This is a genomic window from Paenibacillus sp. FSL W8-0919 (assembly GCF_038003785.1).
GTDB lineage: Bacteria > Bacillota > Bacilli > Paenibacillales > Paenibacillaceae > Paenibacillus_AQ > Paenibacillus_AQ lactis.
Map to the genome: position 1 here is coordinate 5,304,700 of NZ_JBBOPV010000001.1, position 20,983 is coordinate 5,325,682.

Sequence of the window (20,983 nt, forward strand, 5' to 3'; positions counted from 1 at the left end):
GTTACACCTCCATAACAAGCAGCTCAGGGTTAGCGAGCAGTTGTTTAATATAGTTCATAAAGTTTTGAGCCGTAGCGCCGTCGATGATGCGGTGGTCAAAGCTGAGGGACAGCGCCATGACAGGTGCCGCTACAATTTCACCGTTCTTCACGACCGCTTTTTCGCTGATGCGGCCGGTACCGAGGATCGCAACTTCTGGGAAGTTGATGATCGGCGTAAAGAACATGCCGCCTGCGGAACCGATGTTCGTGATGGAAATCGTGCTGCCTTTCATTTCGTTAGGAGCCAGCTTGCCTTCGCGGCCGCGTGCCGCCAGATCACGGATGCTGTCGGCGATCATCCAGATGCTCTTACGGTCGGCATCCTTGATAACCGGTACGATCAAGCCGTTATCGGTGTCGGTTGCAATACCGATGTTGTAGTACTTTTTGTACACAATTTCGTTCGCTTCTTCGTCGATCATCGCGTTCAAGGCAGGGAACTGGCGGCAAGCCGCAACAAGAGCCTTCACGATGAACGGCAGATACGTAACTTTCGTGCCTTTCTTCTCGGCAATCGGCTTCATGCGGGTACGGAATGCCACAAGCTCGGTTACGTCCACTTCGTCCATGATTGTTACGTGCGGAGCAGTGTAAGCCGATTTAACCATGGCATTCGAGATCGCTTTGCGGATGCCTTTAAATGGTACGCGCTCTTCTTCGGCACGTGGATCCACTGCTGCGGATGCTGCTGCAGGAGCTGCTTTCGTCTCGGAAGCCGCTTCTTGTGCAGGAGCTGCTGCCGCTTGACCGCCGCCGTTCTTGAAGGCTTCCACATCTTCGCGGGTCACTTTGCCATTGTTGCCGGAGCCTTGCACTTGTGTAATATCCACACCTTGCTCACGAGCGAACTTGCGCACGCTAGGCGTTGCAAGCACTTCGCGGTTCGGAGCTGCAGGCGCGCTAGCGCTGCCGTTTCCGCCCTGCTTCGCATCAGCCGGAGCGTCTTGTGCAGGCGAGGAAGTGGTATCCGCGCTTCCTTTTGCAGCATCAGCTTCTTGAGCGGACTGCTCTTCCGCATGGCCGCCTGCTTGCTCAGGAATGTCGCCTTCGGCATCGATGATCGCAACCACTTCACCGACGCGGCAAACCTGGCCGTCCTTGGCAAAAACTTCTTGAACCGTACCGTTCACGGGACAAGGAACTTCTACGACCGCTTTGTCGTTCTGCACTTCCATGATGATGTCGTCGTCTGTTACTTTGTCGCCCGGCTTGATATGCATTTTGATGATTTCACCTTCATGCAAACCTTCGCCCAGCTCTGGAAAACGATATTCAAATTTTGCCAACTGAAAAACCTCCCTAAATATTTGCTGCAATTAGAAATTCATGACTTTATTAACGGCATCTACAATCCGCGCAGGGGTAGGGAGCCAAGCATCCTCGATCTGAGCGAACGGATACACGGTGTCCGGAGGTGCTACACGCAGAACTGGAGCTTCCAGGTGCAAAATTGCCTTTTCATTGATCTGTGCAATGACTTCTGCTGCCACGCCGGCGGATTTTTGAGCTTCCTGCACGACGATCGCGCGGTTGGTCTTCTTAACCGAAGCAATCACCGTGTCGATGTCGATCGGCGCGATGGTGCGCAGGTCGATGATTTCCGCTTTGATTCCGTTCTTCTCGAGCTCTTCAGCCGCCTTCGTTGCGGTGTGAACCATCAAACCGTACGCAATAATCGTTACGTCGGAGCCTTCGCGAACCACATTCGCTTTACCGAGCTCGACCGTATACTCGCCTTCCGGAACTTCAGCGCGGAACGCATGATACAGGTTCAAGTGCTCCATGAAGAATACAGGATCGTTGTCGCGGATCGCTGCGATCATAAGTCCTTTTGCATCATAAGGATTGGAAGGAACTACAACTTTAATACCCGGTGTTTGTGCAAGCAAACCTTCCAAAGCGTCGGTATGCAGCTCAGCCGCTTTAACCCCGCCGCCGAACGGTGTGCGGAATACGATTGGAGAATTGTAGCGTCCGCCGGAACGGTAACGCATACGGGCAGCCTGTACGGCGATTTGGTCCAGCGCTTCGAAAATAAAACCGACGAATTGAATCTCGGCAATCGGACGGAAGCCTTGAATACCCAGACCTACCGCAAGACCGCCGATCGCGGATTCGGCAAGCGGCGTATCAAATACGCGTTCCTCGCCAAACTCCTTCTGAAGGCCTTCTGTTACCCGGAACACACCGCCGACATTACCCACGTCTTCACCGAAGATGACAACGTTCGGATCGCGGCTCAATTCAACGCGCATGGCGTCGCGAATCGCTTCTTTCATGTTCATTTGTGCCATTGCTTGATTTCCTCCTTAAGTGTTACAGTTCACTATTCCAGCGACTTAGGCGCCGTTTACGCTATATTCAATCCCTGATCCTTTGCACCCATGACAAAACCGAATAATTGTCCGTTCATTGGCCGTGAACAATTATCGGTTAAGCTTCCTTATTGGAAATCGGCTTTTTGCTCTTCAAGATGCTTCGGAGTTTGCTCGAACATGCTGTCGATCAATCCTGGGACCGTCATTTTCTCCGTTTGTTCTGCTTTCTTGATCTGCTCGTTGACTTTCGCTTTCGCTTCTTCTTTCACGCGAGCCGTATCTTCTTCTGTCCAAAGACCCTTCTTCTCCAGATATTTCGCAAGACGCGCGATCGGATCCTTCTCGCTCCATTCGCCCTCTTCTTCCTTCGTGCGGTATTTGGTTGCATCGTCGGAAAGGGAATGCGGACGGAAACGGTAGGTTACGGCTTCAATCAGCGTTGCGCCTTCGCCGTTGCGAGCGCGCTCAGCAGCGTCACGAACCGCTTTGATAACCGCGAACACGTCCATGCCGTCAATTCTAACGCCCTTGATGCCGGCAGCTACCGCTTTGTGCGCGATGGACAGCGCTGCTGTTTGCTTGGAGAACGGAGTCGTAATCGCGTAGCCGTTGTTCTGTACGAAGAAGATGACAGGCAGCTTGTAAACGCCAGCGAAGTTCAAGCCTTCATAGAAATCACCTTCGGACGAACCGCCATCACCGGTGTAAGTAATAACAACTTGCTTTTGCTTCTTCAATTTATAACCCATAGCAATACCCATCGCGTGCAAAATTTGCGCACCGATGATGATTTGCGGCATCAGGACGTTAACGCCTTCCGGAATTTGTCCGCCATGCTGATGTCCACGGGAATACAAGAACGCTTGGTAAAGCGGAAGACCATGCCATACGATCTGCGGCATATCACGGTAGCCCGGGCAGATGAAATCGTCTTTCTCGATTGCAAATTCACTGCCGACCATCGTTGCTTCTTGACCGGAAACCGGCGCGTAGAAGCCGAGGCGACCTTGGCGGCCGAGGTTAACGGCACGATCGTCCCAAGTACGGGTAAACACCATGCGGTACATAATTTCTTTCAGTTGATCGTCCGACAGTTCTGGCAGAAGATCCTGGTTTACGATTTCGCCATCCGGGGAAAGTACAGATAGAGTATCCACTTCCTCGGTATATACTTCATAAGGAACCTTGGTCATTTTTTTCACCTCAATAAATATTTGAATATCAAGTTCCGCTGTTATAGAATTATTATACACCTGTTTTACTCCATTCGTCAAAGAAATACCTCATAAAATTTCAGATTTCTTAACGTTTGTATGTATAACAGCGGGTGTATAACACTATAACAGTATGACAAACATCATAGTACAGCAGACAGGAATGTACGAATAGGGTAATTTTAACTTATTGTGTACTCCATTTCAAAAACTAACCCGAAAAAGGTGACGAGTGATGACGAATGAACGACTATTGAAGCGAACCATTGTGAAGGAAACGATTGAAAGCCGGTTTCTTCAAGAATCACGGACGCTGCGCATCTACCTTCCACCCGGCTATAACGAAATTCTCAGCTATCCTGTTGTCTACTGCCAGGACGGCGAGGAATTTTTCAACTTCGGCCGGATTGCAACCTGGGCTAACCAGCTGATCCTTGACGAAGGGGTTGAACCTTTTATTATCGTCGGAGTCGAAGTGAATACCAAAGTCCGTACCGAAGAATACGCACCGTTCGGCAACCGGTTCGATGCCTACGTATCCTGCTTCGCCGAAGAGATTATTCCCTTCATTGAACAGAATTATCCTGTTCGAAGAGAAGCTGGCGAGCGGCTGCTTGCAGGCGACTCCCTTGGCGGCAGCGTATCCGTGCATCTGGCGCTCCGCTACCCGCATCTGTTCACGCGAGTGATCAGCTTGTCCGGTGCCTTCTACGAGATGTCCCAGAGCATCATCAAGCAGGAGCAGGATTTGTCATGGCTCGACATCTATATGATCGTAGGTCTGCAAGAAGACAATTACGCTACCGATACGGGCGTCTACAATTTCGTAGAATTGAATCGTCAGACCAAGGCTTTGCTCGAAGATCGCGGGGCTAAAGTAGCCTATTATGAGAAAGACGGGCGTCACCTTTGGGGCTTCTGGCAAAAAGAGCTGCCTGCTGCCCTTATGTACTTTTTGGGCTAACTCGGGCTGACATGATGGTCGTTCCTTAAGAGGTACAGACTATCCATAAGGATTCGTTACGCTTTGCGGCTATGGCCTGATCCCTTCTACAGGGAGTCGGGCCATTTTACGTTCTGCATGGCTGTTCTGACTGATTCATTCCGGCAAAAAATTTAGGGAGGTCCTGCCGCATCTTACCCTCGCTTTCGTCTGTAAAAAAAGATGAACAACCGCGCATTATTATGGAATGTGCATTGTTCATCTTATGGAACATCCTTCTTGGTTACGCTATCAATCCGGTTCGTTGAATAAGCGGCTTAGAAAACAGACCGCTTTATTCGAATCGATTATAGCTTTTCTTGGATGATCTTGTCCAGCAGGATGTCGCATCCGGCATCGATGAGACGGTACACCTCTTCGAAATTCCCTGTGAAATAAGGATCCGGCACCTCTCTCAGCTTTTCGTCAGGCAGCAAATCCATAAACTTCATGATGCTTGCATCACCGCCGCCTGGCAGCTTCCGCATATTAGCTACATTGGAGTCGTCCATCCCGATCACGTAATCGAACACCTCCAAGTCCTTGCTCATCACCTGCCGTGCCGTCATCCCCTCATAGCTGATGTTCCAGCTGTCCAGCAGCTTGCGTGTCCCTTCATGGGGGATTTTGCCGACATGCCAGTCTCCGGTGCCTGCCGAATCCACCTTAACTTTATCCTGCAAGCCCTTTGCAGAGATCTTGTGTCGAAGCACCGCTTCCGCCATCGGCGAGCGGCAAATATTGCCCAAGCATACAAACAAGACGGATACCATCGCTTCCACCTCCTCGTCATCAATCATACCTTAAAAACATCGTTTAAACGGATGATATTCGATCATTCTCCAAAGTTGTCACCCGAGTGATTCTCAGCTGCCGGCACTCATGCCGCCGCCCGATGCGCCTCCATGCGAAAGCGATCTTCTGGGCAGTCTCCATTTATAATGAACGGACAGCATTCGGAATACAATGACGACCACGAACAACGTCAACAACTGCCACGTCGTCGTCGCAGCGCCGAGACCGACGGCCGCTCCTGCCGCCATCGCCCAGACTGCATAGATCTCGTCCCGCAGGACAAGCGGCTTGCGCCCGGCAAGCAGATCGCGGACCATGCCGCCCCCGCTTCCTGTCAGCACGGCTGCGACAAGAACTGCGCTTAGCGGGTGATTCATTTGCGTCGCATAGAGCGCCCCTTGAATCGCGAAGGCGGACAATCCGATCGCATCGAATAACGCTTCGGTTCTCTTCCAATGGTGGAGCCATCCGAGAGGAAGCACGAACGCGCAAAATACCGAAATCAAGGCCAGTATAATCAGATCGCTTTGGCCCCACAGGGTCGTCACGGGAACCCCGATCAGCACGTTTCTAATGATGCCTCCGCCGAAGGCGGTTACGAGACCAAGGACCACAACTCCCAGAATATCATAATCCTCTTCCATTGCCACAACGGCTCCGGACATGGCGAACGCTATCGTCCCAATAATACTGAATACATCAAACACATGCATGTCCACAATTCCCGATTCCCCCGCTCCGCGAAAAATTACCTACTACATTGTAGTCACGCCTATTAAATTGTGCAAGTATGAATCCTGCTATATACTAGATGAAATGGCAATTCTCTTAATAAAGGAGGAAATGACATGTTGCCTGCACGCGCTCTGATCTTTACCGGAGGGGAGTTGTCTGCACAATTTTTAGAGGAGATCCGAAGCGGGGATTTCATTATCGGCGCAGATCGCGGCGCTTTGTTTTTAATCGAGCACGGGATCAAACCGGATTTGTCGGTCGGGGATTTCGATTCCATCACCCCCGAAGAATTGGCGAAGGTTCAAGCGATGAGCGGAAAAATCATCGAATGCGATCCGATCGATAAAAACCTAACCGATACCGAACTTGCCTTTGACCTGGCGCTCGAACAGTCGCCTGAATCCATCTTGATCATGGGAGCAAGCGGCACCCGGCTGGATCATACGTTGGCTAACATCCATATGCTGATCCGCGGGCTGCAGCACCACATTCCATGCTCCATATTAGATAAGAACAATTACATCACCTTAACAGGCTCAAGCTGCGTTGTGGAGGATCGCGGGTTTAAGTACGTCTCTCTGCTCCCCCTCACCACCGAGGTCACAGGCATCGAACTGGAAGGCTTTGAATATCCGCTTCATAACGCTTCGCTTCGCATGGGACAATCACTCGGGGTCAGCAACCGGCTGTCCCAGGAAAAAGGCATCGTGCATATCGAAGGCGGGCTGCTTCTCATCATCCAGAGCAAAGATCAGTAATCGTTACTTTTTTGTCATCTTTATTCGGTGGATTTAACCCATTCGTAACAATCGATAAAACCCTTGCCCCGCAAGGGTTTTTCTTAATTTTTCAGCTTGGCCCAACTGCTATTTCTTAATTTTTTGTAACTTTTAATCGTTTTTTAATAATTCGCTTTCATTCCATGCGCACCAAGCGATTGCGCCGATTATCCACATTTTAGTCGGTTTCAAATCTGCTATACTCGGTTCATCGCAAAAAACAAAAACGCATGGAGGTACTATACAACATGAATCGACAGAATTGGATTAAGAAAGCTGTAGTCGTTAGCTTGAGCGCAACTTTGGGCGTAGGGGCGGTGCTTACCGTTGCTCCACCGGCTCCTGTAGAAGCCGCATCCGTCAGCAAGGGAAGTCAAGTCGTCAACTACGGCAAACAATATATGGGAACACCTTACAAATTCGGAGCATCCACATCCACAACAAGAGTGTTTGACTGCTCTTCTTTCATGAAGCATATCTTTAAGAAGTATGGCGTAAATCTGCCGCGGACATCTGCTGCACAGTCCAAAGTAGGTAAAGCTGTTTCCAAGTCCAACCTGAAAGCCGGCGATTTGGTATTCTTCTCCAGCGGAAGCCGCGCTAACGGCAGAAACGTAACGCATGTGGCCGTATACATGGGCAATGGTAAAATCCTGCACACCTATGGCAAGCCGGGCGTTACGATTTCTAACCTGAACTCGGGCAACTGGAAGAAGACTTACCTGAAAGCACGCCGCGTACTTTAATATAGCTGAATAGCAAGCGACCGACCGTCTTCCTAATCAAGGAAGGCGGTTTTTTGCGGTCTCTTCAATCTCATCCTGAGCCATCAGCTTATAGCCTGCGCCCCGAATCGTTCGCAGCAGTTTTAATTTCCTTCCTTTGTCGACCTTTTCTCTTAAATGGAGAATATATACATCTACCACATTCGTTCCGGTATGGAAATCATAGTCCCAAACATACCGCAAAATATCTTCACGTGTACAGACCTGTCCCGCCCGCTTAGCCAAAAAAAGCAGCAGGTCGAATTCGCGCTGCGTCAGCTCGACGGGCTCCTCTCCCCGGACAACGCTCCTTTTTAACGGGTCGATTGCAAGATCGCCGATCTGGATTGCCTCGTTATTTTCGCGTTGAACCGGCTGGAAGATGCGGAGCAAATTCGCGATGCGCGCGAGCATCTCTTTTGGATCCCATTCTTGCGGGATGTAATCATGGGCGCCGGCCTCCAGTGCTTGCACCGCCTCTTCCGGTCCGTCATTCCCTAACACCATAATCGGAACAGCCTTCCCATTCCCCGTCAACCGTTCCACCAGATTAAACCGGCTCATCCCCGGCAGCTTGCTGTCGATTAGCAGAATGTCCGGGTCCATGCGCTCGATGGCAGAGACCACTTCGGAATAATGATGAGCGAATGCGATCTGGTATCCCGCCTCTTCAAGCATTCCGGACACCGCCCGGGAGCGATCCGATGGATCTGCCGCAATAAGGATCAATATTTCCACAATTCCTCCTCCCACTCGTTCCCTGCTTCATACAGTAAGTATGTCTGATTTCCGCCGTTTTCACTCATGAATGGCTATGCTGCCAGGCTCTCTACTCTATGGCATGGCGTTGAGGCGGCTTTAATTTCACCCAAAACGAAAAAGGAGTGCCCAAAGGTCCAACGACCTTGAACACTCCACTTCCTTATCAATCATAGGCCTAGGATACGTATGCGCAGCAATTCTATTCAGCAGATTACTGGTACACGCGGCTCTTGACCCTTTTGAAGGCAAACTTACCACGACCACTACACTCGACCGTTGCACTGTTCTGCATGCGGTCGCAGCGACGACATGTATCCTCAACACATGCGATATGCCAAAACGCCACAAGCAAACCTACCGCTACACCCAACTGTTGCACTGTTCCGCAAGCTAGCTTACCACCACATCCGACTGTTCCACTGTTCTGCCAGCAAACTTGCCACTACACCCGACTGTTGCACCTTTCTGCAAGCAAACCCCTGCCGGCCCTTAGCCTCCGACATATTTATTGTACAGCGTTCTGGCTGCGGCTATATCGGATGTGCCGTGTATTAAGGTTCGCCCGTCTTCAAAAATAACTAGGCGGTGCCCGTTAACCCGATACATGACCATATAAGGAGTCGCTGTCGCGTTGCCTTCCCGAAGGCTGTTCAGCTGCTCCGCCAGCTGTCGAAGGGCGAGCCGCTTCGGTCTGGCCGGCCGGATTTGAACGGTATCTCTCCCGCACAACACTTCGCTTTTTTCAACATTGGCTGCCGACAAATACGGATATACCGGATGCTCGCCGCAAGTGGGACAGTCCGTTCTCCTTGCCCGCTCCACACCGAATTCCACGCGCTCGTTGCGCCACACGTCAAAAGAAAGCATCTTCTTTCGGAGGACGTGACGCTGCCCGGCCAGCAGCTTCATCGCCTCCATCGTCTGATGTGCAGCAACCATCTGGACCGCTTGTGGAAGAATGCCATGAACGTCGCATGTATCGCCGCCCATTGGAATCGTACCGAGCAGGCAGTTCAAGCAAGGCGTCTCCTCCGGCAAAAACGTAAAGCTCATGCCGGAGCTTCCCACACAGCCGCCATAGATCCATGGGATTCCGCGTTTATAAGCGATGTCGTTTATGATCAGCCGTGTCTCAAAGTTATCGGTAGCATCCATGATCACATGAACACCTTGGGAAAGCTCCGCTAATTCCTGAGCCCGAACGTCGGTTACCTTCCCGATCACCTCGACACCGGAGTTGATCCGGGAAAGGCGCCTTTGTGCCGCAATAGCTTTAGGCAGGCGTTCCTCGGCATCCTGCTCGGTAAACAGCTGCTGACGCTGCAGATTGCTCCACTCCACATAATCGCGATCGGCGATCGTAACGCGTCCCACACCCGCACGAACGAGCGTTTCCGACACGGCGCTGCCAAGGGCTCCTGCTCCAACGACCAGAACATGGCTGGCTAGGAGCTGCTTCTGCCCCTCTCTGCCGAAAGGAGCAAACCGTTCCTGCCTTGAATACCGCTGGCTGTGATCCGAACCCGGATATTCCTTGTCTTTTTCGCCCTCCACCTCTATATCCTTGCTGCTCTGAACTGTTCCGTTGTTCTCATCCGCACCGTTCAAGTAGACCCCTCCTGCAATTTCTCAAGCATCCCTAAACCGTAGATTCCATTCGACTGTTCCGAGCTTATCCGCCTTACTCGAACGCTTGCTCGATCAAACGGCGATGACGCAATATCCAGGCTGCGCTTCTCGCTCTCCAAGCCAGCCCCCAAAGAGGCCCCAGACTATCGGGCGTGACCTTCATTTCAATCGCTTCCTCTGCCGTTTCCGTGACGACGACGGCAACGATCAAATCAAGCAAAGCCGCTCTACCGCCAGGCTCCAGACCGTAAGCGTCCACGAGCAGCCGAACCTGTCTTGCACGCGCTTCCGGTGAAGGCAGTCCGTTCATCATAGCGACGTCATCGTCATGCAGCTGCGGAAACAGCCAGCACACGCGGGCAAGCTCAACCAGCGGATCGACCGGCCCCGCGTATTCCCAATCGATCAAGGCGGCAGGCAGACCATCCTTCGTTACCATGTTCCACGGTGCAATATCCCCATGGCTGTAGACCAGGTTGGATCCCCCGAGTCTCCTTAGAAACCAGGGCTTCCACAACGCATGCGGACCCGGGCTCCATGAAGCCGAAGCATCATGGAGCCTTCGAACCATTCGGCCTACCTCCACGATCGCATCATCGCTCCAAGGTCCGGGATGGATGAATTCTCCTTCAATATAGCTTACCGTTTCTTGTCCTTCCTCATTGGTGCCGGCACCAATGACAGTCGGCAGCGATTCGAAGCCCGCCGCCCGCAAATGCCTTAGCAAGGCATGTATACTGGGTGTCCACGGACCCGCCGGCCGGTAGACCACGCCGCCGCGAAGGACCACCGACTTCTCCTCGGAAAGGAGGACGTTCTCTCCATCATTTCCATTCTTATTCGATTCCAAGGTCATTCCCCTTTCGGCGGGGATATCCGCACGGTCTGGCAGGGGCTAGTAATGCGGAACCCCCATAATGATGACAGCCCCCAACATGGATCCAACTCTTCCATGCACGATCCCTCCGTTCTTCGTTAAATTGACTTTAGCATATCACAAACTGCGTGAAGGTACGACATGATCCATCACACATTAATCTCAGCGATTTCATCGGATCAAACACTTGCTCATTAATAATGAGAACAAGAAAAAGCGGTGCAGGGACATCGAGATCCTTAGCACCGCCTACTTCTATGTTGAAATCATGGATTGTTAATCTACTGGTCCTTCCTTCAAGCGAAACACCCATTGCGAATTTCCCTCTCAAGATCGGCAATTTTACGCTCCTGAATGTTTCATGTAAGAACGCGGTGATTAAGCCTGCTGGTTGGACCAGTCCTCGACGTTCCAGATTTTCGTGACCCAATCCTCGTAAAAGTCCGGCTCGTGGGAGACGAGCAGGATCGTTCCCTTATACTCCTTCAAAGCCCGCTTCAGCTCATCCTTTGCAGCTACGTCCAGGTGGTTTGTCGGTTCGTCAAACAATATCCAATTGCTTTCACGCATCAGCAGCTTGCACAAACGCACCTTGGCCTGCTCGCCGCCGCTGAGCGCCTTTAACGGACGGGTAATATGCTCATTCTTCAGGCCGCAGCGCGCAAGATGGGCTCGTACCTCGTGCTGGTTCAAATGCGGGAACTCGTTCCAAACGTCATCGATCGGCGTCAAGTTGCCTGGGCGCACCTCCTGCTCGAAATATGCCGGATACAGGAAATCCCCTTGATACGTTTTGCCGCTGAAAGGCTCAAGCTTGCCCAAAATCGTTTTCAGCAGGGTCGATTTACCGACGCCGTTGCAGCCCACGATCGCAATTTTCTCTCCGCGCTCAATGGTCATGCTCATTTTTGGCAGCAGTGGGCGGTCATAGCCAATCTCAAACTCGATTCCTTCGAATACGGTTTTGCCGCTGGCACGAGCTTCTTTGAAATTGAAGACCGGTTTGGCCGCTTCCTCCGGCCGGTCAATCCGCTCAAGACGCTCAAGCTGCTTCTCCCGGCTTTTGGCCCGCCCTGAAGTGGAATACCGGGCTTTGTTCCGTTGTATGAAATCCTCTTGCTTCTTAATAAACTCCTGCTGCTTCTCGTACGCATCGATATGCTGGTTCTTGTTAATATCCGCCATCTCGAGAAATTTCTCATAGTTGGCGGTATAACGGGTCAATTTAGCAAATTCCAAATGATAGATGACATCCACGACTTGATTCATAAATTCCGTATCGTGTGAAATCAGGATGAAAGCATAGGGATACTGCTTTAAATATTGCGTCAGCCACTCAATATGCTCCACATCCAAATAGTTCGTCGGCTCGTCTAACAGAAGCACATTCGGCTTCTCCAGCAATAGCTTCGCGAGCAGCACCTTCGTCCGCTGTCCGCCGCTCAGCGTCGCGACGTCGCGGTCGAGTCCAATGGCAGACAGGCCCAGTCCATTGGCCATCTCTTCTACCTTCACGTCCAGCAGATAAAAATCCCCCATATCCAGCTGCTCCTGAATCTCGCCCATTTGCTCAAGCAGCAGTTCAAGCTCCTCGGGAGAGGCATCAGCCATCTTGTTCGTAATTTCCATCATTTCCTTCTCCAGCTCTAGCAGAGGAAGAAACGCATCCTTAAGAACATCACGCACGGTCTTGCCCGGCGTAAGCTTCGTATGCTGGTCCAGATAGCCGTAGCGCACCTTTGGCGTCCACTCTACCTTGCCGCTGTCCTTTAACAGCTGTCCGGTTAAAATATTCATCAATGTCGATTTGCCAACCCCGTTGGCTCCGACAAGACCGACATGCTCTCCAGCCAGCAAGCGGAAGGACACATTTTTGAAAAGAGTCCTGTCCCCGAAGTTATGCGATACGTTCTCTACAGTCAATAAACTCATGGCTATAGTAACTCCTGTCTGTATAATATGAAATTCTTTCTTGGTAGTTAGCGAAAAGTACACAGTCAAGAATTTATTGTATCACACCAAGCCTCTCCCCTGAAACTACAACTTTCAGGGGGCCAGAACCCCCGGATTACGGCAGCTCCGCTCTCGATAACCTGCTGCGGCCGCCTCTTTCGGATGGGAAAACGTCTCTTCTACCTGGAAAGGAAACGAACAGTCATCCCGGAAATAATATTTCAGCCCCCGCTCGTCAACACCACCGAAATATACCGGGGACTTAACCAGTCTTGCCCCGCCAATTGCATAGTTGTTATAATAGCGATCCCCCAGCGGAATTCCCTGAACAAAGGCCAGCATGCCGACATCATCGATCGTATTCACCCACTCCTCCTGCGAGATGACGGGTAGCGTAAAGATGTAGGTCATGCCGTTGCGCAGAGCCGATTCATTATGACGCTGTATGTAATACGCCAGCCGATCCTGAACGGCGTTCACGATCGTGATTCGCCGAATATGTTCAAACGTCTCCTCATTCTGGAGCAGGGACACGCCCGATTGACCGGCCAATTCATGCCGCCACCCGGCGTACCAGCGGGAAGAGCTTGATTCATAGACGCGAACAAACGAATCCAAAGTGAACTGCACGCTATTGCCCTCGCCATCCGACCATGCATACGGCAGCTTCGGAGTCCATTGGTGGCGCATCTCCTCTTCACCGGTTGCATTGGTATAGCTCTGTAAGGCGTAGATGAAATACCCGTCATAGTCCAATACGACGAGAGCGGGGATATACCACCATAGAGCAGCCTGTGACGCCGAATCGCCGTCTTCTATGCCCATATTCATGTACAATGTTTGGGCAAACGCCTTCATTGCCTGATCTTTATCTGCCCGCATGAATTTCTTCGAATCATAGGCTGCTTCGAAAGACTGGGTTTCGTTCCTGTTTAAATTTGTACTGCCGTCCTGCACAGCGGATCGCAGTGCGGCGGTATATTTCATTTCAACATAGCGGATATCCTCCAGGCTTTCGTAACGGAAGCCAAGGATGAGAAGAAGCGGAAAGAATATGGCTGTGAACACGATCGCCAGGTCAGTAATCTTCATTAAGCACAAGCCCTCCGTAAGGAAAAACGATGGCTGCTTTTCCACTCGAATCCGTCCCGGTTAACGCATCCATGATCAGCATCCCCGGCGTTCTGTTTAGGCTCTGTACCCGGACTTGAAACAAGTCCCCGGCTGTCAGACGATACACCCGCCGTTCGTCATCCCTTGGCATATCCGTCTGCGGAAACAGATAGGCTGCGAGGTCTTCCTGATAGTAAGCATCATATACAACGACATACCGGTTAAGAAATGTGTCCGGGTCGGCGGGATCCGCATACTCCGGCTGGTATTTCTTATGGCGATGCTCCATCTGGACGTCATATTCATTGCCTGTCGCTGCAAGCTCTTGTAGAAAATCCTGATACATGGTCGGCGTGATATACCCTTTCGTACGGACACTATCCACAAATTTGGTCACCGCCTGGTAAACGACGATCCGAGATAGGTCATCCTGCCTTCTGGCCAGCTCCCCTGCAGGGACGATGTACAAAAGCAGCAGTGCGAGAAAAGCTGCAAACCATTTCGATACCGAGTTCGACACTTCGCCCTACCTCACTTTAACAAACCGAATTAAGTCCACCGCCCCGTTGCTTTCCCGGTGGTAGTCCGCCGCATAACGGCCATCCAAATCGATAACCGAGAGATCCATCGATTCGAGCTCGGTCCCTGGAGCGAACCGCAACCCGTCTATAACCGCTTCAAGCTGCCCTGACTGTACTTCGCGAAGCGTAAACAGCACCTCACTGCCCGTAAAATATGGTTCAATTGATTCAGATACGGCTGAAAACGAAGATACCCCGACATTTTGCTCCTCCGTCATCGCGGCTGCCGCCGTCAATCCGGAGTCAAGTACGGACAGCATGGTCATGGCATACAAGCAGGCGCTCAAAAAAAGACCCAGCCCGGCTGCGAGCTCTATCGCACGGATCGTTTGCTCGCGCAATCCTATCACCCTCTATCCCAATCTACTGAATAAATTTGATCCCCCGGATCACGTTGGAATCATCCTTTACGATACTCGCCTGAAACTTCCCGCTTGGATTTACATACTCCGCGCTCTTCTCGTTCATGGTCAAGCTGATATTGCCCTGCCTCGAATCCGGATTCAGAATCATCCCGCTGTTATCCAGCACATTCCCGTACCATTGTCCCGCTCTATTCTTGCCAGTAGCGATAAATATGCCGAATTGATCTTTATCCTTATACTTGCGCAGCGCGTTTGTCACTTGCGAGCCGCTAATCGTCGTGCCGTCATATACGGTGAATGCGGCTTGCGACAGCTCGGTCTGAATGTCCGAGAAGTTGTTTTGCGCCGTTTTGGTAGCTTCTTGTGCAGAAATAAACAGGATGACTACGATCGTGATCAAGGCAATGGTCAGAAAAATTCCGGCAGCGACTTTTAAAGCAGACGAAGCGTTATTCATTTGATTCTCCTCATTTCTTTACATATTTTTATACTTTTGTTGAGACAGCCATTTGCGAGCTCCGTTCCATCCCTCGTTCAAAGCCGTTGAATCTGTTCATAATAAACTTCCATCTGGGTGAAGCTCATCCCGATTAATGGAATGACGAGATACATAAAGATCAGAGCATACATCGGGGTAAAACCGATCATCCTTGCCCATGCAGCCTTGGTGTCGATCATGGCCTCATATTGCTGCTTGCGCTGCTCAAAGCTGAAGATCATCTCCCCCTCAAGATCATCAAACACGTCTTTGATCGGCACTTTGTCCATGGCGAGCAGAAGCTTGTCCACCAATCGTTGAAATTCGGGAAACCATACGTCCTCCTTCAACTCCTCCAGCGCCATCTGGGCACCATGCTCATAATGAAGCAGGCATTTCTGGATCGGAACCTTAAATATGACAGCAAAACGGTTGATCCATTCGAGGATTCCTTCAACCGAGATACGCTCCATTCCGCGAAGGATCGAAATAACCGTCTGGAATTGATATACTTCATGCCGCATCTCCATATTGCGCACTTTGCGGTGAAAATACAGCAGCCACAGCGGCGAGCAATAGGCGAGCCAGCCCAAGCACAGTGAAAACAGCAGCTCCCACCATCTTAGATACTCTCCTTCATATCGGCTAATCTTGGACAATATGCGCTTCACCGCGGCATCCATCTGCTCTGCGGATAATCCCGTATGTCCGGATTGGCTGATCCCATTCCGTACTTGTTCAGGGGTCGCATCAGGAGACATGCCTATCCTTCTCATCACGTTCCGATCCTGTTCTGCTGTCTTCTCTGCTTGAACGCGCTCCACTTCGTTCATCTGACCAAACAAAGATGGATGGGGAGGGACCGGGGTATAGAGCAAATGATGCCTTGCTTGCACATGCAGACCAATGGCCAAGCTCAACGATAGGATGAAAACCATAAAGAACAGCATCAATCTCCTCACATACAGCCATTCGAATTTGATTCGCGCATTGCTTTCCTTCAATAAGCGCAGCTGGCGGTGAAAGATGCTTGTCCCGATTCCCGGGGCCGCCATGCGGACAAGGGCTCTGACAATAGGAACTCGATATAACCGCTCCTCCCAGGAAGGGCGTTCCAATCCGGCACGATAGTCCGTCTCCCGGTGCTGCTGAAGCTTCTGGAGCAGGATATAGGAAATTACGATAATGACGTAAATGGATATCTTCGTCACAAAGCCGAGCTTGCTCATATAAAATTCATCCATGGAGGGGAAGCTGCTTCTATCCCAACGTTCAATCGGCTTGGTAAAAAAAACCGGTGCCAGGGCAATAACATGCAATCCCTTCATCAGGTAGTCGAGCTTATCCCTTCTCAAGATATCGAGCTGAATTTCCTTGGACAATCCGCTCAATCCCTGCAAATAGATCGAGCCTTGTTTTCGTGCCTGATCTCCGAACTCCATCACAAGATGGGAGATCCCGGCAAATGCTTTCAGATACCGGTTCGGAGCAATTTCATAATAACGCTCAAGCGCGTCGTCAGGATCTTGCGATACTAGAGCATTGTAGATCCGGTTGGCATGCAGGGAGATTTCATGCCCGGCGCTCTCAGCCGCTTCGTACAGTGCCTCTTCTACCATGCCGTGCTGCTGGTAATGATGGCGGACGACAGAAAACAATTCGACGGCCTGTCCTAACAGTTTCCGTTCAAGCCTTAGGATAAACATTTCAACCAGCATATTGCTGATAACGACCGCAGCCATCAAGACAATGACGATAAAGCTCCAATCCGGACGGCTCCATATAAGCAGCAGCGCCGTCAAACCGATCGTTCCTGTAATTGCCAAGGTCAGCTTCATGGTCTCGTAGCGAAGTGCAATTTCATCATATGGATGGATAAGGACGATCCGCTGCCGGATGCGCTGGATGTAAGATTTGATGAACGGCAATTTTATCCCGTATTGATAGGCAAGCTGTGCCCACTGCCGATACAACTCGCGCAGCGTTTTGCCTTCGCCCTTGCTTGTATTGGAAGGGCCAATCTGTGATCGCCGCTTACTGCGGCTGATCCAAGCCGATATCCCAAAAGCAATTGCGAAGCAGGCCAGCGACAGCAAGAACACAATCATCAAAATAGGTTTAAGTGCCAACTGACTCCCCCCAACCTGCCGCAAGGAACGCTCTGAACCGGCTTGCATCCTCCGACTGCATCTGCTCGGTCATTTCGCGAATGCTGCGATCCGTCAAGCGCGCAGCTGGTACGTAAGCCCCGTTTTGATACTCGATCACGTTGCGCGATATATAACAAGCCCCCGCATCATCAAGCTGAAGCTCAGGTTCCGGCTGACCTTCCATCGTTTCCTGTTCGATATCGAGGGAAGCGGTGAGGCGACCGCTACGATGAATCCCCCGATCCAGAGGAATGCACTCGGTAATCCGTTCGATATATCGATTGCCGAAAGCATCGCGCTTAAGATGAATATCAAAGTTTATGACACCGGCAACTTGTTCCTCAGCAATTCGTTCCTGCCTAAACACCCCGCTCTTCAATAGCGAGTTGCGAAGAGATTGAACCAGGTCTTTGAAAGTCTTGGCATGATGGGTAAATACGGTGAATAGGCTGGCTACCTGCGACATCTGGATCATCCATGCCGCAACCTCATCACTGGCGACTTCCCCCAGGATATTGACCGTTCCGTCCGTTTTTTTCTGGAGATCAAGACCTGCTTGCCCGGTTATATGCTCCGTTTCCCTAAAGCTGAGAATGTTCCGTCTGCTGTAAATTTTGCGCAAATGAAGCTCAAATGCCATCTCTTGAACCCGAAGGGTGTAGGTAGCATAGATATGCCCAACCATTGCCATTAGAAGGGTCGTTTTGCCGGAGCCTTGCGCACCTGTAATCGCTGTGATCCGGCTTCCCTTCATTAAATATTGAAGCAGTCCGACCGCGAGCTCCGACCCGTCTCCTGTTATCAGCTGATCCAGCGAGGCTTTGGGCAGATCGAATTTACGGACAAAAAAAGCCCACGATTCTGCAAAAGGAGGTCTAACCACCACAACCCTCGATCCGTCCTTCATTTCGTTCACCTTATACCCGCTTGCCTCCGATAATTGGCCGGGATGGTTATATTTATAAATATTTTGGCAGACCCGTTTCAGCTCCAACATGCTCCCGAAAGACAGGAAGGATAAATGCAAGGAAATCCCGCGGTAGAACACCCAGACGCTTTCACAGCCGGTGGCCTGCTGTTCCTGTTCCAAGTTCCCCCTCCCCCATCCGAACCCATCGTGCCCGTAAGGAAATGCTTCCATACGGCTGTCTTCGAGTACGCCGCTGACCCCTCCGCTGACCCCGTCTATGCGCTGGTCCCGGAGTTCATCGATGACGGAAAAGCCCTTATACTCCTGGTAAATACGCTGCACCACAATGTCCAGCTTCTCCTGAAACCGAAGCGGGCGCTGCTCCGACTCATAGATATAGGCAATATCATCGGCTGTGACGGCATAGACACTGTCGTTGCCATAGCCAGGCAATACACGCGGGCGTGCAAGATCATAGGTCTCGAGCAGCATGGACAAAGCGTCCTGCCCATGATTCTGTTTATACAAATACAGGATAATCTCAAACTGGTCCTGCGGAGTTAGGATGGCTGGGTGCTCAAAAGGGATTGCCTGATCGATATTGGTTTCGTTCACGCCCAGATTGTTCACGAGCAGCTCCTTCATGAAATCCTTCACGTAGGCTTTATCCAGCACGTCCCCGGTTACGCATCCCTTAAGCGCCCGCCGCAGCTCGCTTCGCTTATTCAACCTCCGGCGGTATTCCTCCTCATGCAAGCCCAGGTCGGATAATTGACTGTGGGTCAGCTGATGGAGCGTTTCTTTCACGAATGCTGTCATCGCCGGTATAGAGTATGGATCGGTGTCATGGACTACCGCTGAAGGAGCCCCTTTTCTCTCCAGATACCGCAAATAGACCAGCAGCAGCAAAAATAGGAGGATAACGATGATCCACACCATATTCATCGCGCTACCCAAGAGCATGCATAGCCCTCGCTTTCGCCGGAACGGCTGGGAGTCCGCACTCCTCCGCAATCCCTTGTGCCAATCCCTGCATGGCCAAGTACAGTGAATTCCATCTTTTTCGTCCGTATCCTCCGCGGCTGCGCTGCATGTACATTAATACGTTTCTCGTATTCCACGCATCCGTCATTCCGGAGCAGTAAGGCACCCCAGCCGCATATCCTTTCAGGCCAAAACGCCGCTTGATATTCTGCAAGGTTGCACTGCATTCCCGGTCATATCGGCCGATGCTGTAGAAGCAAGGCTTCTCCTTAACTTCATCCGGCAATCCTCCCTTGGAAAGAACCGTCTCCAATAGATGCAGGTTCTGATTCATACCGATGACAACAAGGTCGGCGGCATTTAAGATTGCCCGGTCGGCAGCGCCTGGAGCACCATTGCCTGCGTCGGCTACCGTAACATCATGGCTATGCCGGGATGCCTCCAGAACCCTCGACATCAAGGTAGCCCCCTGCTCATTCGCACTTAAGTCTGTCCTCAATACCCGGGACCCACCCAGCAGATCCAGACGCCCGGCGATAAGCGGAACCGAATAATTACGAACATTTTCCGGATTCAGTCTGCCGCTTGTGCTAAGACGCTCCAGAGCATCCATGCCGTTATCGTGGAACGAAAGCGCATTGTCCATCATTTCCTTACGATCGGAAAATGCCAACTCGACCCGTTCGCCGGCATGTCCGCCATGGGTCAGCAGGACTCGCGTCTGATATTCCATTGCTAGCACGATTGGCAGCGCGGCGGCCAGCATTGTGCTCCCGGTACCGCCATTCAACGGACTCCAAACAGCAACTAGACTCATGCGCGTCTCCTCTCCGCATGCCTCATGGCTCGTCGCACATGCCTGCGATCCCATTCGGACAGTTGAAGAATCAGCTCGATCAAGGAGCGCTTGTAATGCCTGGACAGAGGCTTCAGAACCAATCTCCCCGCATGCTCATTTTGAATTTTCAAGCCAAAGAACAGCTCGTCCCACGGCATTTTTACCGGCTGGCCCAGCCAGGCCATCCTGCCCGGATTCAGATAGCCTTCAATATAGGCTTCATCCGTCATATCCTCGATCACATTCAAATACACACGGTGAAACGAGGGGGAGACTTGATCCGACCACTGTCCACTTAATTCCTCCAGCAGAGACGCGCTTCTCTTCAGACCCGTCAGATCGAATCCGCTAACCCAGATACAAGCATCGGCGTCCAGCCAATCGCCAGGATGTAGAAAATCGGCTCTCTCCACATCCATAAGGATGTAGTCGTAGTCCTTTTCGTCCTCATTGAGCAAATGTTGCTCAAGACTGGAAAGTGTAGCGAACCCTCCGGCCACGTCGAACCCGGCGAACTCCGTAACAGGAAGCTGCGGGTGCTGGTATCCGATACAGTACCTATACTTTGCATCCAGCGCGGCATCCACAAGCAGAACCCTTTTGTCGCCATGGGCTAGTATTTTGCACATATACAATAGCAGGTCGCTTTTGTCGCATATCCCCGTAAATATCCACTTTTTCACGCATGCTGCCCCCTTCATATTTACTCGTTCAC

At 51.3% G+C, this 20,983-nt stretch carries 20 protein-coding genes; 3 read left to right on the forward strand and 17 right to left on the reverse strand.

What is annotated here, in order from left to right; genetic code table 11:
- Nucleotide 1: 1 nt before the first annotated feature.
- From NST44_RS23975 to pdhA, 3 genes are all read right to left on the reverse strand, one after another.
- Nucleotides 2–1,327 (reverse strand): dihydrolipoamide acetyltransferase family protein, encoded by a 1,326-nt coding sequence (locus NST44_RS23975; protein ID WP_007130006.1) that lies wholly within the window; start codon nucleotides 1,325–1,327, stop codon nucleotides 2–4.
- A 30-nt stretch (nucleotides 1,328–1,357) separates the two neighbouring features.
- Complete coding sequence (locus NST44_RS23980; RefSeq protein ID WP_007130005.1) at nucleotides 1,358–2,335, reverse strand: alpha-ketoacid dehydrogenase subunit beta; 978 nt, start codon at nucleotides 2,333–2,335, stop codon at nucleotides 1,358–1,360.
- A gap of 149 nt (nucleotides 2,336–2,484) precedes the next feature.
- Nucleotides 2,485–3,552 carry a pyruvate dehydrogenase (acetyl-transferring) E1 component subunit alpha gene (gene pdhA / locus NST44_RS23985; RefSeq protein WP_028403525.1) on the reverse strand — a complete coding sequence of 356 codons (1,068 nt, stop codon included), beginning with the start codon at nucleotides 3,550–3,552 and terminating at the stop codon, nucleotides 2,485–2,487.
- Nucleotides 3,553–3,808: 256 nt separating this feature from the next.
- Here pdhA and NST44_RS23990 point away from each other — a divergent pair, with 256 nt between their 5' ends.
- The gene (locus NST44_RS23990; protein ID WP_007130003.1) at nucleotides 3,809–4,537 is read left to right on the forward strand and encodes an alpha/beta hydrolase; all 729 of its coding nucleotides are present in this window, start codon (nucleotides 3,809–3,811) and stop codon (nucleotides 4,535–4,537) included.
- Nucleotides 4,538–4,863: 326 nt separating this feature from the next.
- Here NST44_RS23990 and NST44_RS23995 read toward each other — a convergent pair whose 3' ends face one another.
- Nucleotides 4,864–5,328, reverse strand: a complete 465-nt coding sequence (locus NST44_RS23995) for a low molecular weight protein-tyrosine-phosphatase (protein ID WP_210094696.1) — start codon at nucleotides 5,326–5,328, stop codon at nucleotides 4,864–4,866.
- A gap of 93 nt (nucleotides 5,329–5,421) precedes the next feature.
- A complete protein-coding gene (locus tag NST44_RS24000) occupies nucleotides 5,422–6,063 on the reverse strand; it encodes a trimeric intracellular cation channel family protein (RefSeq protein WP_007130001.1) in 642 nt (213 codons plus the stop codon).
- 135 nt (nucleotides 6,064–6,198) lie between these two features.
- Here NST44_RS24000 and NST44_RS24005 point away from each other — a divergent pair, with 135 nt between their 5' ends.
- Nucleotides 6,199–6,843, forward strand: a complete 645-nt coding sequence (locus NST44_RS24005; RefSeq protein WP_007130000.1) for a thiamine diphosphokinase — start codon at nucleotides 6,199–6,201, stop codon at nucleotides 6,841–6,843.
- A gap of 269 nt (nucleotides 6,844–7,112) precedes the next feature.
- Nucleotides 7,113–7,610, forward strand: coding sequence for a C40 family peptidase (locus tag NST44_RS24010; RefSeq protein WP_007129999.1), 498 nt, complete (start codon nucleotides 7,113–7,115; stop codon nucleotides 7,608–7,610).
- Between the two features lie 36 nt (nucleotides 7,611–7,646).
- Here the strand turns inward: NST44_RS24010 and NST44_RS24015 are convergent, their stop codons facing one another.
- The 12 genes from NST44_RS24015 to NST44_RS24070 form a co-directional block, all read right to left on the reverse strand.
- Nucleotides 7,647–8,366 (reverse strand): response regulator transcription factor, encoded by a 720-nt coding sequence (locus NST44_RS24015; RefSeq protein ID WP_007129998.1) that lies wholly within the window; start codon nucleotides 8,364–8,366, stop codon nucleotides 7,647–7,649.
- A gap of 513 nt (nucleotides 8,367–8,879) precedes the next feature.
- Nucleotides 8,880–9,944: a ThiF family adenylyltransferase gene (locus NST44_RS24020; RefSeq protein WP_100085223.1), complete on the reverse strand. Its 1,065-nt coding sequence runs from the start codon at nucleotides 9,942–9,944 to the stop codon at nucleotides 8,880–8,882.
- 127 nt (nucleotides 9,945–10,071) lie between these two features.
- Nucleotides 10,072–10,875 (reverse strand): phosphotransferase enzyme family protein, encoded by an 804-nt coding sequence (locus NST44_RS24025; protein WP_340900789.1) that lies wholly within the window; start codon nucleotides 10,873–10,875, stop codon nucleotides 10,072–10,074.
- Between the two features lie 399 nt (nucleotides 10,876–11,274).
- Entirely contained in the window at nucleotides 11,275–12,828 is a 1,554-nt protein-coding gene (locus NST44_RS24030) for an ABC-F family ATP-binding cassette domain-containing protein (RefSeq protein ID WP_007129993.1), read from the reverse strand.
- A 114-nt stretch (nucleotides 12,829–12,942) separates the two neighbouring features.
- Nucleotides 12,943–13,941, reverse strand: a complete 999-nt coding sequence (locus NST44_RS24035) for a hypothetical protein (protein WP_007129992.1) — start codon at nucleotides 13,939–13,941, stop codon at nucleotides 12,943–12,945.
- Complete coding sequence (locus NST44_RS24040; RefSeq protein WP_007129991.1) at nucleotides 13,928–14,482, reverse strand: hypothetical protein; 555 nt, start codon at nucleotides 14,480–14,482, stop codon at nucleotides 13,928–13,930. Before NST44_RS24040 ends, NST44_RS24035 begins: the two co-directional genes overlap by 14 nt.
- A gap of 6 nt (nucleotides 14,483–14,488) precedes the next feature.
- Nucleotides 14,489–14,884, reverse strand: coding sequence for a hypothetical protein (locus NST44_RS24045; protein WP_028403531.1), 396 nt, complete (start codon nucleotides 14,882–14,884; stop codon nucleotides 14,489–14,491).
- A gap of 22 nt (nucleotides 14,885–14,906) precedes the next feature.
- Nucleotides 14,907–15,365 carry a hypothetical protein gene (locus NST44_RS24050; protein WP_007129989.1) on the reverse strand — a complete coding sequence of 153 codons (459 nt, stop codon included), beginning with the start codon at nucleotides 15,363–15,365 and terminating at the stop codon, nucleotides 14,907–14,909.
- A 77-nt stretch (nucleotides 15,366–15,442) separates the two neighbouring features.
- Nucleotides 15,443–17,515 carry a hypothetical protein gene (locus tag NST44_RS24055; RefSeq protein WP_340900792.1) on the reverse strand — a complete coding sequence of 691 codons (2,073 nt, stop codon included), beginning with the start codon at nucleotides 17,513–17,515 and terminating at the stop codon, nucleotides 15,443–15,445.
- Nucleotides 17,505–19,409, reverse strand: a complete 1,905-nt coding sequence (locus NST44_RS24060; RefSeq protein ID WP_210094602.1) for an ATPase, T2SS/T4P/T4SS family — start codon at nucleotides 19,407–19,409, stop codon at nucleotides 17,505–17,507. Before NST44_RS24060 ends, NST44_RS24055 begins: the two co-directional genes overlap by 11 nt.
- Nucleotides 19,396–20,247, reverse strand: coding sequence for a hypothetical protein (locus tag NST44_RS24065; RefSeq protein ID WP_007129986.1), 852 nt, complete (start codon nucleotides 20,245–20,247; stop codon nucleotides 19,396–19,398). Before NST44_RS24065 ends, NST44_RS24060 begins: the two co-directional genes overlap by 14 nt.
- Nucleotides 20,244–20,951: a ParA family protein gene (locus NST44_RS24070; protein WP_007129985.1), complete on the reverse strand. Its 708-nt coding sequence runs from the start codon at nucleotides 20,949–20,951 to the stop codon at nucleotides 20,244–20,246. The genes NST44_RS24065 and NST44_RS24070 overlap by 4 nt, the downstream gene beginning before the upstream one ends.
- Nucleotides 20,952–20,983 lie beyond the last annotated feature (32 nt).

Excerpts from the sequence above, each read along its gene's own strand:
- pdhA (WP_028403525.1), bottom strand. The coding sequence starts at position 3,552 with ATGACCAAGGTTCCTTATGAAGTATATACCGAGGAAGTGGATACTCTA.
- NST44_RS24030 (WP_007129993.1), bottom strand. The coding sequence starts at position 12,828 with ATGAGTTTATTGACTGTAGAGAACGTATCGCATAACTTCGGGGACAGG.
- NST44_RS24065 (WP_007129986.1), bottom strand. The coding sequence starts at position 20,247 with ATGAGTCTAGTTGCTGTTTGGAGTCCGTTGAATGGCGGTACCGGGAGC.
- NST44_RS24000 (WP_007130001.1), bottom strand. The coding sequence starts at position 6,063 with ATGCATGTGTTTGATGTATTCAGTATTATTGGGACGATAGCGTTCGCC.
- NST44_RS23990 (WP_007130003.1), top strand. The coding sequence starts at position 3,809 with ATGACGAATGAACGACTATTGAAGCGAACCATTGTGAAGGAAACGATT.
- NST44_RS24035 (WP_007129992.1), bottom strand. The coding sequence starts at position 13,941 with ATGAAGATTACTGACCTGGCGATCGTGTTCACAGCCATATTCTTTCCG.
- NST44_RS23980 (WP_007130005.1), bottom strand. The coding sequence starts at position 2,335 with ATGGCACAAATGAACATGAAAGAAGCGATTCGCGACGCCATGCGCGTT.
- NST44_RS23995 (WP_210094696.1), bottom strand. The coding sequence starts at position 5,328 with ATGGTATCCGTCTTGTTTGTATGCTTGGGCAATATTTGCCGCTCGCCG.
- NST44_RS24060 (WP_210094602.1), bottom strand. The coding sequence starts at position 19,409 with ATGCTCTTGGGTAGCGCGATGAATATGGTGTGGATCATCGTTATCCTC.
- NST44_RS24050 (WP_007129989.1), bottom strand. The coding sequence starts at position 15,365 with ATGAATAACGCTTCGTCTGCTTTAAAAGTCGCTGCCGGAATTTTTCTG.
- NST44_RS24025 (WP_340900789.1), bottom strand. The coding sequence starts at position 10,875 with ATGACCTTGGAATCGAATAAGAATGGAAATGATGGAGAGAACGTCCTC.
- NST44_RS24010 (WP_007129999.1), top strand. The coding sequence starts at position 7,113 with ATGAATCGACAGAATTGGATTAAGAAAGCTGTAGTCGTTAGCTTGAGC.
- NST44_RS24005 (WP_007130000.1), top strand. The coding sequence starts at position 6,199 with ATGTTGCCTGCACGCGCTCTGATCTTTACCGGAGGGGAGTTGTCTGCA.